The organism is Escherichia sp. E2562 (genome assembly GCF_005781075.1).
GTDB lineage: Bacteria > Pseudomonadota > Gammaproteobacteria > Enterobacterales > Enterobacteriaceae > Escherichia.
The window spans coordinates 63,969-77,246 of record NZ_VATM01000019.1; the positions used below are offsets into that span (position 1 = coordinate 63,969).

Below are 13,278 nucleotides of genomic sequence, written 5' to 3' on the forward strand. Positions count from 1 at the left end.
AGAAAGCTTCCAGCGGATTTCCAACTTATCGGGAAAGCTGATACAGGTCAAATGGCAAGCTTATTGGTACAAAAATGTGCCTTAGCGCAAAACTCTTTATTAATTAGCTGAAATTAAAATAGATTTTCTATTTAAGGCTAAAGAGGACGTCGTTAGAGAAACAGCCAATTCCTGACTGTCATTAAGGCGTGTTAACCCTTATCCTGTCTTGAACTGACGAGAAAACTAGCATTTTATACTGCCTTAATTGGTAATGACGTTTCATGCTACTGTTTTTGCCTAAAATCCATAAGGAGATAAAAAAATCTGACACAAGATAAGCAAAAGTGATTTATGTGATTATGCATGAAATTTCGGTAATTTTGATTGATTATGCAGTTGATAAAAGCAAGCCGGGGCGATTGATCCAGGTCATCGCCGAATTGAGCTAAAAATGGCAGGCTTTGGCCTCTTTTCAAGGCGCGGTCTATCAGATTATGCAGTTACAGAAATTAGTCAATATGTTTGGTGGTGATCTCACCCGTCGCTATGGGCAAAAGGTGCATAAGCTGACGCTGCACGGCGGTTTTAGCTGCCCTAACCGTGACGGTACCATCGGGCGTGGCGGCTGCACATTCTGTAATGTTGCCTCGTTTGCCGATGAAGCGCAGCAACATCGTTCCATTGCCGAGCAACTGGCGCACCAGGCGAATTTAGTTAACCGCGCGAAACGCTATCTGGCTTACTTTCAGGCGTATACCAGCACCTTTGCGGAAGTTCAGGTGCTGCGTTCTATGTATCAACAGGCGGTAAGCCAGGCCAATATCGTTGGTTTGTGTGTTGGTACGCGCCCGGACTGCGTGCCAGATGCGGTGCTTGATCTGCTTTGTGAATATAAAGACCAGGGCTATGAAGTGTGGCTGGAACTGGGGCTGCAAACCGCACACGACAAAACGCTGCATCGCATCAATCGCGGCCATGATTTTGCCTGTTATCAGCGTACAACCCAGCAGGCACGTCAGCGCGGTCTGAAGGTGTGTTCTCACTTAATTGTCGGACTGCCTGGCGAAGGGCAGGCTGAATGTTTGCAAACGCTGGAGCGAGTGGTTGAAACCGGCGTGGACGGTATAAAGCTGCATCCGCTGCATATTGTAAAAGGCAGCATTATGGCGAAAGCCTGGGAAGCGGGGCGTTTGAACGGTATCGAACTGGAAGATTACACGCTCACTGCCGGAGAAATGATTCGCCATACGCCGCCGGAAGTGATCTACCACCGCATTTCCGCCAGCGCCCGTCGCCCGACGCTACTTGCACCGCTATGGTGTGAAAATCGCTGGACGGGTATGGTTGAGTTGGGTCGCTATCTTACTGAACATGGCGTACAGGGATCGGCGCTGGGACGTCCGTGGCTACCTCCAACGGCGTAGGCCATTGAGGGGAATTCCGCATTTCTCACACAATTTATAACGTAACTGTCAGAATTGGGTATTATTGGGGCAGGTTGTCGTGAAGGAATCCCCTAATGAAGCAAATTCGTCTGCTGGCGCAGTACTATGTTGACCTGATGATGAAGTTAGGTCTGGTGCGCTTCTCAATGTTGCTGGCGCTGGCCCTCGTCGTTCTTGCCATTGTGGTACAAATGGCGGTAACCATGGTGCTGCATGGTCAGGTCGAAAGCATTGATGTTATCCGCTCTATTTTCTTTGGTTTGTTGATTACGCCATGGGCGGTCTACTTTCTTTCGGTAGTCGTTGAGCAACTCGAGGAGTCACGGCAACGCCTGTCACGTCTGGTACAAAAGCTGGAGGAGATGCGCGAGCGCGATCTAAGCCTCAACGTTCAGTTAAAAGATAATATTGCCCAGCTAAATCAGGAAATCGCCGTTCGTGAAAAAGCAGAAGCAGAACTGCAGGAAACCTTCGGTCAGCTGAAAATTGAAATCAAAGAGCGCGAAGAGACGCAAATTCAACTCGAACAACAATCTTCGTTCTTACGTTCCTTCCTTGATGCTTCACCCGATCTGGTTTTTTACCGTAACGAAGATAAAGAGTTTTCCGGCTGTAACCGTGCGATGGAACTGCTGACCGGGAAAAGCGAAAAACAGTTGGTGCATTTGAAACCTGCGGACGTTTACTCGCCGGAAGCCGCAGCGAAAGTCATTGAAACCGACGAGAAGGTGTTCCGTCATAATGTGTCACTGACCTATGAACAGTGGCTGGATTATCCGGATGGACGCAAAGCCTGCTTTGAAATCCGTAAAGTGCCGTACTACGACCGCGTGGGTAAACGCCACGGCTTGATGGGGTTCGGCCGCGACATTACCGAGCGTAAGCGTTATCAGGATGCGCTAGAACGCGCCAGCCGCGACAAAACAACCTTTATCTCCACCATCAGTCATGAGTTGCGTACGCCGCTGAACGGTATCGTCGGCTTAAGCCGAATTCTGCTGGATACAGAGCTCACCGCCGAGCAGGAAAAATATCTCAAAACTATCCATGTTTCCGCCATCACTTTGGGGAATATCTTCAACGATATTATTGATATGGATAAGATGGAGCGACGTAAAGTTCAGCTCGATAACCAGCCGGTTGATTTCACCAGCTTCCTGGCCGATCTGGAAAACCTCTCCGCACTGCAGGCGCAACAAAAAGGCTTGCGCTTTGTTCTTGAACCAACACTGCCGCTGCCGCATCAGGTGATTACCGACGGGACTCGCTTACGCCAGATCCTGTGGAACTTAATCAGTAACGCTGTGAAATTTACCCAGAAGGGCCAGGTGACTGTTCGCGTACGTTATGACGAAGGCGACATGCTGCATTTTGAAGTGGAAGACTCCGGCATCGGTATTCCACAGAATGAACTGGATAAAATTTTCGCCATGTATTATCAGGTGAAAGACAGCCACGGTGGCAAACCTGCAACCGGTACGGGTATTGGCCTGGCGGTTTCTCGTCGACTGGCGAAAAATATGGGCGGTGATATCACTGTCACCAGCGAACAAGGTAAAGGCTCTACCTTTACCCTGACGATCCACGCGCCGTCGGTGGCGGAAGAAGTGGATGATGCGTTTGACGAAGATGATATGCCTTTACCGGCGCTGAATGTGCTGTTGGTAGAGGACATTGAGCTGAACGTCATCGTTGCCCGTTCGGTGCTGGAAAAACTGGGCAACAGCGTTGATGTGGCGATGTCTGGTAAGGCAGCACTGGAGATGTTTAAGCCGGGCGAATACGACCTTGTATTGCTGGATATTCAGTTACCAGATATGACCGGGCTGGATATATCACGAGAACTGACGAAGCGTTATCCGCGTGAAGATTTACCACCGCTGGTGGCCTTAACCGCCAACGTGCTGAAAGATAAACAAGAGTACCTCAATGCTGGAATGGATGATGTGCTGAGTAAGCCGCTTTCTGTTCCGGCACTAACCGCGATGATCAAGAAATTCTGGGATACCCAGGATGATGAGGAGAGCACGGTGACGACAGAAGAGAGTGGTAAATCAGAAGCATTGCTCGATATTCCCATGCTGGAACAGTATCTCGAACTTGTAGGACCGAAGTTGATTACCGACGGGTTGGCCGTGTTTGAGAAGATGATGCCGGGCTATGTCAGCGTACTGGAGTCGAACCTGACGGCACAGGACAAAAAAGGCATCGTTGAGGAAGGACATAAAATTAAAGGCGCAGCGGGTTCTGTGGGGTTACGCCATTTACAACAGCTGGGTCAGCAAATTCAGTCTCCCGATCTTCCTGCATGGGAAGATAATGTTGGTGAATGGATTGAAGAGATGAAAGAAGAGTGGCGTCACGACGTAGAAGTGCTGAAAGCGTGGGTGGCAAAAGCCGCTAAAAAATGACCCCGGCTAAACCGGGGTGCGCGAATACTGCGCCAACACCAGGGAAATCTTGGCTGCGCCGTAATTTTTTATGATAAGTAACAAAGGCACAGCACTGTTTTTCAGGCCGCATGCAGTTAAGATAGCAAATCTTAAATGATTTGTTACATGAATCAGTTAAATGTGTGATGCGTAGCGTTTTTATTAAAAAAATTAATGTGTTTCAGTCAATTGGGAAAGGATGATCACAATGAAGAAAATTGGCGTAGTTCTGAGCGGATGCGGCGTCTATGACGGTTCTGAAATTCATGAAGCGGTATTGACGTTATTAGCGATATCTCGCAGCGGCGCGCAGGCAGTTTGTTTTGCTCCAGATAAGCAGCAGGTTGATGTCATTAACCATTTAACCGGTGAAGCAATGGCGGAAACGCGCAATGTGTTGATTGAAGCGGCGCGTATTACGCGTGGTGAGATCCGCCCTCTGGCACAGGCTGATGCCGCCGAACTGGATGCGTTAATTGTGCCGGGTGGATTTGGCGCGGCAAAGAATTTGAGTGATTTTGCCAGTCTTGGCAGTGAATGCAGCGTGGACCGTGAGTTAAAGGCGCTGGCGCTGGCAATGCATCAGGCCGGAAAACCGCTTGGCTTTATGTGCATTGCCCCGGCAATGTTGCCGAAAATCTTCAATTTCCCGCTGCGTTTGACTATCGGTACTGATATCGATACCGCAGAAGTGCTGGAAGATATGGGCGCGGAGCATGTGCCATGTCCGGTAGATGATATTGTCGTTGATGAAGACAATAAGATTGTTACCACACCTGCGTATATGTTGGCACAGAACATTGCGGAAGCAGCAAGTGGTATTGATAAGCTGGTTTCCCGCGTACTGGTTCTGGCGGAATGAGCAAACGCCGCGTAACGGCGTTCGGTTTCGTTCGCCGTTTCATTCTGCGGTTATCGATTGTCCTCTTTGTGCTCTGGGGCGGGGGTATAGCGCTGTTTAGTATAGCGCCAGTCCCGTTCTCTGCGGTGATGGCCGAGCGTCAGCTAAGTGCCTGGCTGCACGGTAACTTTCGTTACGTGGCGCATTCTGACTGGGTCAGTATGGATCAAATCTCGCCGTGGATGGGGCTGGCGGTGATTGCCGCAGAAGATCAGAAATTTCCCGAGCACTGGGGTTTTGATGTCGCTTCCATTGAGAAAGCCCTGGCGCACAACGAGCGCAATGAAAACCGCATTCGCGGCGCATCAACAATTTCGCAGCAGACAGCTAAAAATCTCTTTTTGTGGGATGGGCGAAGCTGGGTAAGAAAAGGGCTGGAAGCCGGATTAACACTGGGGATAGAAACGGTCTGGAGCAAAAAGCGCATCCTGGCGGTTTACCTGAATGTCGCCGAATTTGGCGACGGTGTGTTTGGCGTCGAGGCTGCGGCACAGCGTTATTTCCATAAATCCGCCAGCAAACTTACCCGTTCGGAAGCAGCGTTACTGGCGGCTGTATTACCCAATCCACTTCGTTTCAAAGTTACTGCACCTTCGGGCTACGTGCGTAGCCGTCAGGCGTGGATTTTGCAGCAAATGCATCAGTTAGGCGGTGAGTCGTTTTTGCAACAACACCAGCTGTATTAGGCTTCGCGCGAGGTGAGGGAGAGCTTTTTGCTTTCACTCGGTTGCGCCTCTTTTTGCAGAGCAACAGCTAACGCTGGTTGAGTGATAAAACGTCGCCACAACCGCTCTTGCTTACGCAGACAACACCACTTCGACCAGGTCGCCAATGGAATCAACGTGCTTTCACCAATGTTGTCACAGACGACAGGGATAATTTCTGACTCACTGATGCGGTGGCAGAGGACATTCTGCGGCTTCAGTGACATCGTCACGATGTGGTTATTCTGCAAATAACGCTTTAACTGTTTCAATAACTGACGCAGTTGCGCGATATCTTCTTCGTAATGGCATTGTTTAGCAAATTCGCTCAGTGTAATAGACGGTTTGCCATCAAAATCGGCAATCACATCGTAGACATAACCGGTTCCGCAATCAGTCTCAACCGTACCGTGATAGCGCGGAATACCGCTCCAGTCTTTCAAACGACGACCAAGATGTGCATAGTACTTTAACTCACGGCGGATCTCTTTATCACCACCGTCGCCACGGTGGTAGACAATTTTAATACAGCGTTGGGCATCTTCCGGATGCGCATAACATTTTCGATGTCTTCCGGTGCCCAGGGGACTTTGTTCAGATAAGCGAATCATGCCATCTCCTGGAGGTATTTTCTGACCGTCTCCAGTATGAGGGCTTAACTTAAACAAAACCTAAACAAGCTTTTTTAAGGTTTTCTTAAGGTTTTATACTTACAGAAAAGCGCACGAAATGTACAATTTGCGAGAAATTGGGATATTTGGGGGTTGTACTTTTTTCGTACGTTAGGGCGGAAGGGGCGTGTCTGGGGGAATTAAGTGTCGGAATGACGAAGATTAATCTTCGTCAAAACCTGAGTTAAAGAGGGCGATGACGGCGGCCAGCGCCTCAACTTCCTGCGGACCGGTCGCTTCGACTTCAATCTGTCGTCCTTTGGCAGAATCCAGCATCAACAGCGCAATAACGCTGTTGGCTTCAGCCTCGGTGCCTTCGTCATTACGTAAAAGCACTTCGGCGTCAAAACCCTGCATTAATTCAAACAGTTTCATAGCAGGCCGGGCATGCATGCCCAGCTTGTTAGTGATTTCGACAGTTTGTTTGACGGTCATGGTTTACGTTTTTCCAGCGTGCGATGGCGTGACTGGACGTTTTTACCGCGTGAGCGGAAGTAGTCAGCCAACTGTTCTGCAATATACACCGAACGGTGTTTCCCGCCAGTACAACCAATGGCGACCGTCAGGTAGCTACGGTTGTTGGTTTCCAGCATAGGTAACCATAGCTCAAGATAGCTACGCGTCTGGTAGATAAAATTGTGTACTTCTGTGTGCCTATCGAGGAATGCGGCGACAGGTTTATCAAGGCCCGTCATCGGACGCAGTTTCGGATCCCAGTGTGGGTTCGGCAGGAAACGTACGTCAAAGACGTAATCCGCGTCGATAGGAATACCGTGTTTGAAGCCGAAAGATTCAAAGACCATTGTCAGTTCACGCTCGCGTTTACCCAGCAGGCGGGTACGCAGCATTTCTGCCAGTTCATGAACGGACATTTCAGACGTATCGACAATCAGATCCGCCCGTGAACGCAGCGGTTCCAGCAGATCGCTTTCTTTGTCGATAGCACTTTCCAGCGACAGGTTTTTGCTGGAAAGCGGATGCAGGCGGCGCGTATCGCTGTAACGACGAATCAGCGTGTTACGATCGGCATCGAGAAACAGGAGTTGCGGTGAGAAAGCATCAGGCAGATTGCTCATCGCCTGTTCGAATATTTCTGGCGACTCTGGCATATTGCGGACATCAATGCTGACGGCGGCAGAAATCTCGCGATCGGCCAGAGTCCGAGCCAGATCGGGTAACAGCACTACGGGAAGGTTATCCACGCAGTAAAAACCCATATCTTCCAGCGCCCGCAGGGCGACAGATTTGCCTGACCCTGAACGTCCGCTGACGATCATCAGTACCATGTACTGTTTCTCCTCACAACGTCTAAAAGAGACATTACAGAATAACTACGTTTCATCCGGAGTACCTTCGGTATCCGTAATGATTTGATACAGCTCTTCATCGCTCTGGGCTGCACGTAAACGGCGGCAGATAGTTTTGTCCGCCAGACGTTTCGCGACCAGCGAAAGAGTGTGCAGGTGCGTTTTGGTTTGGTCTGCGGGTACCAACAGGGCAAAAAGTAAGTCTACCGGCTGGTTATCGATGGCATCAAAAGCAATGGGTGTTTCTAGCTGAACGAAAACGCCAACCGCGCGTAGGGTATCTTCTTCCAGTTTGCCGTGCGGAATGGCAATGCCATTACCAATACCGGTACTGCCCATTTTTTCCCGCGTCAGAATAGCTTCAAAAACCACCTGCGGTGGCAGGCTAAGTTGTTTTGCCGCCAGTTCGCTGATGATTTCCAGGGCGCGTTTTTTGCTCTGACAGTGGACGCGGCTTCGCGTACATTCCCTGTTAAGAACACTGCTAAGCTGTAGAGTTGTATCATTATTTGTCATAATTTCACCTAAGAATCTGCCCACTCAAACAGTGGGGCAGATTCGGAGCATTAACCGTACAAATGGCCTGTTGTGCCATACAACAGGCCGCCATGCACTTGCTAATTGCCCGGACAATTAGTGTTGTTTCAATTTATCTTTATGCTTGGTTAGCTGACGTGCCAACTTATCAATTAAGCCATCAATGGCGGCGTACATGTCCTGACCTTCCGCGCTGGCATGAATTTCGCCACCGTTAACATGCAGTGTTGCATCTGAGGTGTGGGTGACTTTCTCCACTTTCAGAACAACATAAACCTGGTTGATTCGGTCAAAATATTGCTCAAGTTTGGCAAACTTTGAGGTGACAAATTCGCGCAGGGCCTCGGTGATCTCGACGTTATTTCCGGTAATGTTGAGCTGCATAGTGTCTTCCTTATCGGTTGGGTCAAACGAGCTGTTTACGCTGGTTTGACGGCGGAATGGATAAAGACTCTCGGTACTTCGCAACAGTACGGCGTGCCACCATGATACCTTGTTCTGACAACAAAGAGGTTAACTTGCTGTCGCTCAACGGTTTCGCTGGGTTTTCCGCCGCGATTAATTTCTTCACCAGTGCACGAATCGCCGTGGAAGAGGCTTCGCCACCCCCTTCGGTATTGACGTGACTGGAAAAGAAATACTTCAGTTCAAAAATGCCTCGTGGACTATGCAGGTACTTTTGCGTGGTCACGCGAGATATCGTCGATTCATGCATCTCGACGGCCTGGGCGATATCAGCCAGCACCATCGGTTTCATATATTCTTCGCCTTGCTCAAAGAAGGCTTGCTGTTGTTCAACAATACAGCGACTGACGCGCAGCAGCGTATCGTTACGGCTTTCCAGACTCTTAATCAACCATTTAGCATCCTGCAGATTACTGCGGATAAACTGACTGTCGCCATCGTTACGTGCGTTATTGCACATTGAGGCGTAATGCTGGTTGATTTGCAGACGTGGAATACTGTCGCTGTTCAGTTCAACCGTCCACTGGCCGTTATGCTTACGCACCAGCACATCAGGGATGACATATTCCGGTTCACCGGTCTGGATCGACTGGCCGGGGCGTGGATCGAGTGACTGGATCAGATTGACGGCTTCTTTCAGCACATCTTCTTTCAGACGCGTGACGCGCATTAATGAGCGAAAGTCGTGATTGGCCAGCAGATCGAGATGATCGCTAATGATCAGTCGAGCTTCTTCCAGCCACGGCGTGGTTTTATCGAATTGGGAAAGTTGGATCAGCAGACAGTCACGCAGATCTTTCGCCGCCACACCGACCGGATCAAAACGCTGGATGCGTTTCAGGACTGCTTCAACTTCATCGATGTCGATCTCTTCATCGCCCATACTTTCGAGAATATCTTCCAGCGGGACGGTCAGATAACCGGTGTCATCAACGGCATCGACTATGGAGGTGGCGATAGCGCGGTCAGTGTCGGAAAACGGTGTCAGCTCGACCTGCCACATCAGATAATCCTGCAAGGTCTGCGTCGTTTCGCCCTGATAGACCGGCAGCTCATCGTCGATGTAGTCACCGCTGGTGCCTGATGGCGTACCGGCGGTGTAGATGGTATCCCAACTGGCATCGAGCGGCAGCTCTTCCGGCATCTCTTTTTGTTCGAGTGCGTCAGCGGTATCCAGCGTTTCGCTGTCTGGCGTTTCGTGAGTGTCGATTTCATCATGAGTGTCGATTTGCTCAAGCAATGGATTACTTTCCAGCGCCTGCTGTAGCTCCTGCTGAAGCTCCAGCGTGGACAACTGCAACAGACGAATCGCCTGTTGTAGCTGAGGCGTCATCGCCAGTTGTTGGCTAAGCCTGAGTTGCAAACCTTGCTTCATGTTCAGAATCGTACTCTCCTGCTAAAACGTCGCAAACTTCTACCCTATCAGAGTCTGAAGTCTTCCCCAAGGTATACACGCTTAACATGTTCATCTTGTAAGATTTCTGTCGGCGTGCCATGAGCGATTAAATGCCCCTGGCTGACGATATAAGCGCGTTCACAAACAGCCAGCGTTTCACGCACGTTATGGTCGGTGATAAGCACGCCCAGGCCGCTGTCGCGCAGGTGTTCAATGATACGTTTGATGTCGATAACCGAGATCGGGTCAACCCCGGCAAATGGTTCATCGAGGAGGATAAATTTCGGATTCGCAGCCAGTGCGCGCGCAATTTCTACACGACGGCGTTCACCACCGGAGAGCGATTGCCCCATGCTGTCGCGTAAATGCTCAATGTGGAACTCTTCCATCAGCTCGTTCGCGCGATCTTCACGCTGTTCAGCGGATAAGTCGTCACGAATTTGCAGTACCGCCATCAGGTTATCGTAAACGCTGAGGCGACGGAAAATAGAGGCTTCCTGCGGCAAATAGCCGATACCGCGACGCGCACGCGCATGCAGCGGCAGAAGGCTGATATCGTCGTCATCAATAATAATGTTGCCCGCATCGCGCGGCACAATGCCAACGACCATGTAGAAAGTGGTCGTCTTACCGGCACCGTTAGGCCCCAGCAGACCGACAATCTCCCCGGAGTTGACGGTCAGGCTGACGTCTTCCACCACGCGGCGGCCTTTATAGGCTTTTGCAAGGTTCTTTGCAGTTAAAGTTGCCATAACGAATTAATTACCCTTCTTCTGCGCCGGGGTCTGGCCTTTGTTGTTTTTGTCCTGCAACTGTGACGGCACCAGAACGGTGGTCACACGCTTACCTTTGTCACTGAAAGCCTGCATTTTCTGCTCTTTCACCAGGTAAGTGATTTTATCGCCCTTAATATTGCTATCGACCTGCTGCAGATAAGCATTACCCGTCAGAACGACAAAATCTTTTGCCAGTTCGTAATGCATCTGGGAAGCATGGCCTTCGACTGGCTTACCGTTATCCTGCATTTGATAGAAGGTGGCCGGGTTACCGTAACCGTCGATCACTTCCTTGCCTTGTTCACCACCCGGACGGGTGACGACCACTTTATCGGCATTAATTTTAATGGTGCCTTGAGTCACAACGACATTACCGGTAAAGGTAACCACGTTGCCTTGCATATCAAGAGATTGCTGGTCCGACTCAATGTGGATCGGTTGGTCAGTATCTCCGGTAACGGCAAATGCCGGAATGCTGGCGGCCAGAAGTGAGCTGGCAAGCACAAGATTAAGGCTGAGTTTGTTTGTTTTGAATTTCATAGGATGTTCTAACCTTTTCAATCAGCTCGGCATTCTTGCTGCGTAAGTTGCCGCGCATTTTCAGACCGCTGGAGTTAAATGTTGTTCCGTATAACGTGACGAGGTCTTCAGAGGTAACATCCTGCGTCACCAGATTGATCTGCGCGTTATCCGTCGTGATTCTGCGAAGTTGAGAGTCCGGCACGAGTGCGTTGACTTCAACGTGTCCATATAAATAGAGCATCCGGTCATTGGTTAGCTTGGCTTTATCTGCTTTAACCGACCATGTCGGGATTTTATCCTTATCAAACGTGGTAAGTACGGGTTGCGTAAACCACGAAACGGCCTGATCGGAATAATATTCAACGTGTTGAGCAATCAATCGATAGCTTAGGGCTCCTTCTGGGTTATAGACGAGCGTGTCCGTATGCTCGCTTTTATAGGTGGGATCATTGTTGTTGACGACCACCTGGGCGGTATCGTCTTTCTCGGTCATGTTAACGCCGATCATCACCAGTACCGCCAGTGATAGCACAATGATAACCCAACGTCTGGCTTTACTCATATCGATTGCCCTTTGGCTTCATCCAGTTTGCCCTGCGCCAGAAGTAATAAGTCGCAAACTTCACGAACCGCGCCACGACCGCCAGCAATGCGCGTCACGTAATCAGCGCGCGGAATCAATAGCGGATGCGCATCGGCTACGGCCACGCTTAAGCCCACTTTTTCCATCACTGGCCAGTCGATAAGATCATCACCAACGTAAGCCACGTTTTCTGGCGCAATCGCCAGTTTTTCCAGCAGATCGCCAAAGGCGATAAGCTTGTTTGATTGCCCCTGATACAGATGGGTGATCCCTAACGTTGCACACCGATCTTCTACCAGTTTAGCCTTTCGTCCAGTAATGATGGCGACTTCAATATCAGAGGTGAGCGCACAGCGGATACCGTAACCGTCACGAACATTGAACGCTTTCAGCTCTTCGCCATTGTTACCCATATAAATCAGACCATCTGACAATACGCCATCAACGTCGAGGATCAGCAGACGAATGTTCTCTGCTTTTGCCATCACATTGGCGCTAACAGGGCCGTAACAGGTCGCAAGCGACGCACCTGCTTTACTCATTGTTGTTTATCCTTGAATCTTTACACTACGCCAGCACGCAATAAATCGTGCATATGTAACACACCGAGTAAGTGGTCGCCATCGGCAACCATTACGGAAGTGATATGGCGGGACTGCATTAAGTTCAGCGCCTCAACGGCCAGAATGCCAGGACGTACACGAATTCCCCCTGGCGTCATCACATCGGCAATACCTAACTGACGGACATCCACGCCCATATCGAAGACACGGCGTAAATCACCGTCGGTAAAGATGCCTTCAATCATCATATTGTCATCGCAAATGACGGTCATACCAAGATTTTTGCGGGTGACTTCCAGCAGCGCATCGCGCAGGCTGGCCGTTTTCTTGACATGCGGGATCTCGTCGCCCGTATGCATAATATCGCTGACGCGAAGCAGAAGTTTACGACCAAGTGCGCCGCCTGGATGCGAAAGTGCAAAATCTTCGGCGGTAAAGCCGCGCGCTTTCAACAAGGCGACGGCGAGCGCATCTCCCATGACCAGCGTCGCGGTAGTACTGCTGGTTGGTGCCAGCCCTAACGGACAAGCTTCTTTTGCTACTTTAACACACAGATGCACGTCTGCTGCGCGTGCCATGCTGCTCTCCGGACGACCGGTGATGCAAATTAACGGTACATGCAGGCGTTTGAGTACCGGGATTAAGGCCGTGATTTCGCTGGATTCACCTGAGTTAGAAATCGCAATGACCACGTCCTGCGGGGTGACCATGCCTAAATCGCCATGTGCGGCCTCACCGGGATGGACGAAAAATGACGGAGTACCGGTGCTTGCAAAGGTTGCTGCCATTTTGCGCCCAATGTGTCCCGATTTACCCATTCCCATGACCACGACTTTACCTTTACACCAGAACATCTTTTCACAGGCGAGCGTGAAATTCTGATTGATGTATTGATCAAGCTCTGCCAGGCATTCACGTTCAATCGCCAGGACTTCTTTACCTGCTTGCTGAAAGTCAAAACCCGGTTGCAACTCTACGTGCGACATAATGCGTT

General features: G+C 50.1%; 15 protein-coding genes. 4 read left to right on the plus strand and 11 right to left on the minus strand.

Features of this window, described 5'->3' with window-relative positions; all coding sequences use genetic code 11:
- Positions 1-476: 476 nt before the first annotated feature.
- The 4 genes from FEK43_RS19700 to mtgA all read left to right on the plus strand — a co-directional run bounded on the left by FEK43_RS19700 (position 477) and on the right by mtgA (position 5,446).
- Positions 477-1,406: a TIGR01212 family radical SAM protein gene (locus FEK43_RS19700; protein WP_135407969.1), complete on the plus strand. Its 930-nt coding sequence runs from the start codon at positions 477-479 to the stop codon at positions 1,404-1,406.
- A gap of 95 nt (positions 1,407-1,501) precedes the next feature.
- Positions 1,502-3,838 (plus strand): aerobic respiration two-component sensor histidine kinase ArcB, encoded by a 2,337-nt coding sequence (gene arcB, locus FEK43_RS19705; RefSeq protein ID WP_130219189.1) that lies wholly within the window; start codon positions 1,502-1,504, stop codon positions 3,836-3,838.
- Positions 3,839-4,067: 229 nt separating this feature from the next.
- Positions 4,068-4,721: an isoprenoid biosynthesis glyoxalase ElbB gene (gene elbB, locus FEK43_RS19710; RefSeq protein WP_130204562.1), complete on the plus strand. Its 654-nt coding sequence runs from the start codon at positions 4,068-4,070 to the stop codon at positions 4,719-4,721.
- Positions 4,718-5,446 (plus strand): monofunctional biosynthetic peptidoglycan transglycosylase, encoded by a 729-nt coding sequence (gene mtgA / locus FEK43_RS19715; protein ID WP_131160906.1) that lies wholly within the window; start codon positions 4,718-4,720, stop codon positions 5,444-5,446. Before elbB ends, mtgA begins: the two co-directional genes overlap by 4 nt.
- Here mtgA and yrbL read toward each other — a convergent pair.
- The 11 genes from yrbL to kdsD form a co-directional block, all read right to left on the minus strand.
- Positions 5,443-6,075: a PhoP regulatory network protein YrbL gene (yrbL, locus tag FEK43_RS19720; protein WP_135407967.1), complete on the minus strand. Its 633-nt coding sequence runs from the start codon at positions 6,073-6,075 to the stop codon at positions 5,443-5,445. The genes mtgA and yrbL overlap by 4 nt on opposite strands.
- A gap of 222 nt (positions 6,076-6,297) precedes the next feature.
- Entirely contained in the window at positions 6,298-6,570 is a 273-nt protein-coding gene (npr, locus tag FEK43_RS19725) for a PTS phosphocarrier protein NPr (protein WP_000216792.1), read from the minus strand.
- Positions 6,567-7,421, minus strand: a complete 855-nt coding sequence (gene rapZ / locus FEK43_RS19730; protein WP_000243741.1) for an RNase adapter RapZ — start codon at positions 7,419-7,421, stop codon at positions 6,567-6,569. Before rapZ ends, npr begins: the two co-directional genes overlap by 4 nt.
- Before the next feature lie 45 nt (positions 7,422-7,466).
- Positions 7,467-7,958 carry a PTS IIA-like nitrogen regulatory protein PtsN gene (ptsN, locus tag FEK43_RS19735; RefSeq protein ID WP_000183677.1) on the minus strand — a complete coding sequence of 164 codons (492 nt, stop codon included), beginning with the start codon at positions 7,956-7,958 and terminating at the stop codon, positions 7,467-7,469.
- A gap of 117 nt (positions 7,959-8,075) precedes the next feature.
- The gene (gene hpf, locus FEK43_RS19740) at positions 8,076-8,363 is read right to left on the minus strand and encodes a ribosome hibernation promoting factor (protein ID WP_001176602.1); all 288 of its coding nucleotides are present in this window, start codon (positions 8,361-8,363) and stop codon (positions 8,076-8,078) included.
- 22 nt (positions 8,364-8,385) lie between these two features.
- A complete protein-coding gene (gene rpoN, locus FEK43_RS19745; protein WP_105281056.1) occupies positions 8,386-9,819 on the minus strand; it encodes an RNA polymerase factor sigma-54 in 1,434 nt (477 codons plus the stop codon).
- Between the two features lie 47 nt (positions 9,820-9,866).
- Entirely contained in the window at positions 9,867-10,592 is a 726-nt protein-coding gene (gene lptB / locus FEK43_RS19750) for an LPS export ABC transporter ATP-binding protein (RefSeq protein WP_000224099.1), read from the minus strand.
- Positions 10,593-10,598: 6 nt separating this feature from the next.
- The gene (gene lptA / locus FEK43_RS19755) at positions 10,599-11,156 is read right to left on the minus strand and encodes a lipopolysaccharide ABC transporter substrate-binding protein LptA (RefSeq protein ID WP_064529517.1); all 558 of its coding nucleotides are present in this window, start codon (positions 11,154-11,156) and stop codon (positions 10,599-10,601) included.
- Entirely contained in the window at positions 11,125-11,700 is a 576-nt protein-coding gene (lptC, locus tag FEK43_RS19760) for an LPS export ABC transporter periplasmic protein LptC (RefSeq protein ID WP_064529518.1), read from the minus strand. Before lptC ends, lptA begins: the two co-directional genes overlap by 32 nt.
- On the minus strand, positions 11,697-12,263 hold the full coding sequence (gene kdsC / locus FEK43_RS19765; protein ID WP_130204570.1) for a 3-deoxy-manno-octulosonate-8-phosphatase KdsC: 567 nt from the start codon (positions 12,261-12,263) through the stop codon (positions 11,697-11,699). The genes lptC and kdsC overlap by 4 nt, the downstream gene beginning before the upstream one ends.
- Before the next feature lie 20 nt (positions 12,264-12,283).
- The gene (kdsD, locus tag FEK43_RS19770) at positions 12,284-13,270 is read right to left on the minus strand and encodes an arabinose-5-phosphate isomerase KdsD (protein ID WP_130204572.1); all 987 of its coding nucleotides are present in this window, start codon (positions 13,268-13,270) and stop codon (positions 12,284-12,286) included.
- Positions 13,271-13,278: the final 8 nt, after the last annotated feature.

Coding starts and splice junctions, on each gene's coding strand:
- FEK43_RS19700 (WP_135407969.1), top strand. CDS start 477: ATGCAGTTACAGAAATTAGTCAATATGTTTGGTGGTGATCTCACCCGT.
- arcB (WP_130219189.1), top strand. CDS start 1,502: ATGAAGCAAATTCGTCTGCTGGCGCAGTACTATGTTGACCTGATGATG.
- elbB (WP_130204562.1), top strand. CDS start 4,068: ATGAAGAAAATTGGCGTAGTTCTGAGCGGATGCGGCGTCTATGACGGT.
- mtgA (WP_131160906.1), top strand. CDS start 4,718: ATGAGCAAACGCCGCGTAACGGCGTTCGGTTTCGTTCGCCGTTTCATT.
- yrbL (WP_135407967.1), bottom strand. CDS start 6,075: ATGATTCGCTTATCTGAACAAAGTCCCCTGGGCACCGGAAGACATCGA.
- npr (WP_000216792.1), bottom strand. CDS start 6,570: ATGACCGTCAAACAAACTGTCGAAATCACTAACAAGCTGGGCATGCAT.
- rapZ (WP_000243741.1), bottom strand. CDS start 7,421: ATGGTACTGATGATCGTCAGCGGACGTTCAGGGTCAGGCAAATCTGTC.
- ptsN (WP_000183677.1), bottom strand. CDS start 7,958: ATGACAAATAATGATACAACTCTACAGCTTAGCAGTGTTCTTAACAGG.
- hpf (WP_001176602.1), bottom strand. CDS start 8,363: ATGCAGCTCAACATTACCGGAAATAACGTCGAGATCACCGAGGCCCTG.
- rpoN (WP_105281056.1), bottom strand. CDS start 9,819: ATGAAGCAAGGTTTGCAACTCAGGCTTAGCCAACAACTGGCGATGACG.
- lptB (WP_000224099.1), bottom strand. CDS start 10,592: ATGGCAACTTTAACTGCAAAGAACCTTGCAAAAGCCTATAAAGGCCGC.
- lptA (WP_064529517.1), bottom strand. CDS start 11,156: ATGAAATTCAAAACAAACAAACTCAGCCTTAATCTTGTGCTTGCCAGC.
- lptC (WP_064529518.1), bottom strand. CDS start 11,700: ATGAGTAAAGCCAGACGTTGGGTTATCATTGTGCTATCACTGGCGGTA.
- kdsC (WP_130204570.1), bottom strand. CDS start 12,263: ATGAGTAAAGCAGGTGCGTCGCTTGCGACCTGTTACGGCCCTGTTAGC.
- kdsD (WP_130204572.1), bottom strand. CDS start 13,270: ATGTCGCACGTAGAGTTGCAACCGGGTTTTGACTTTCAGCAAGCAGGT.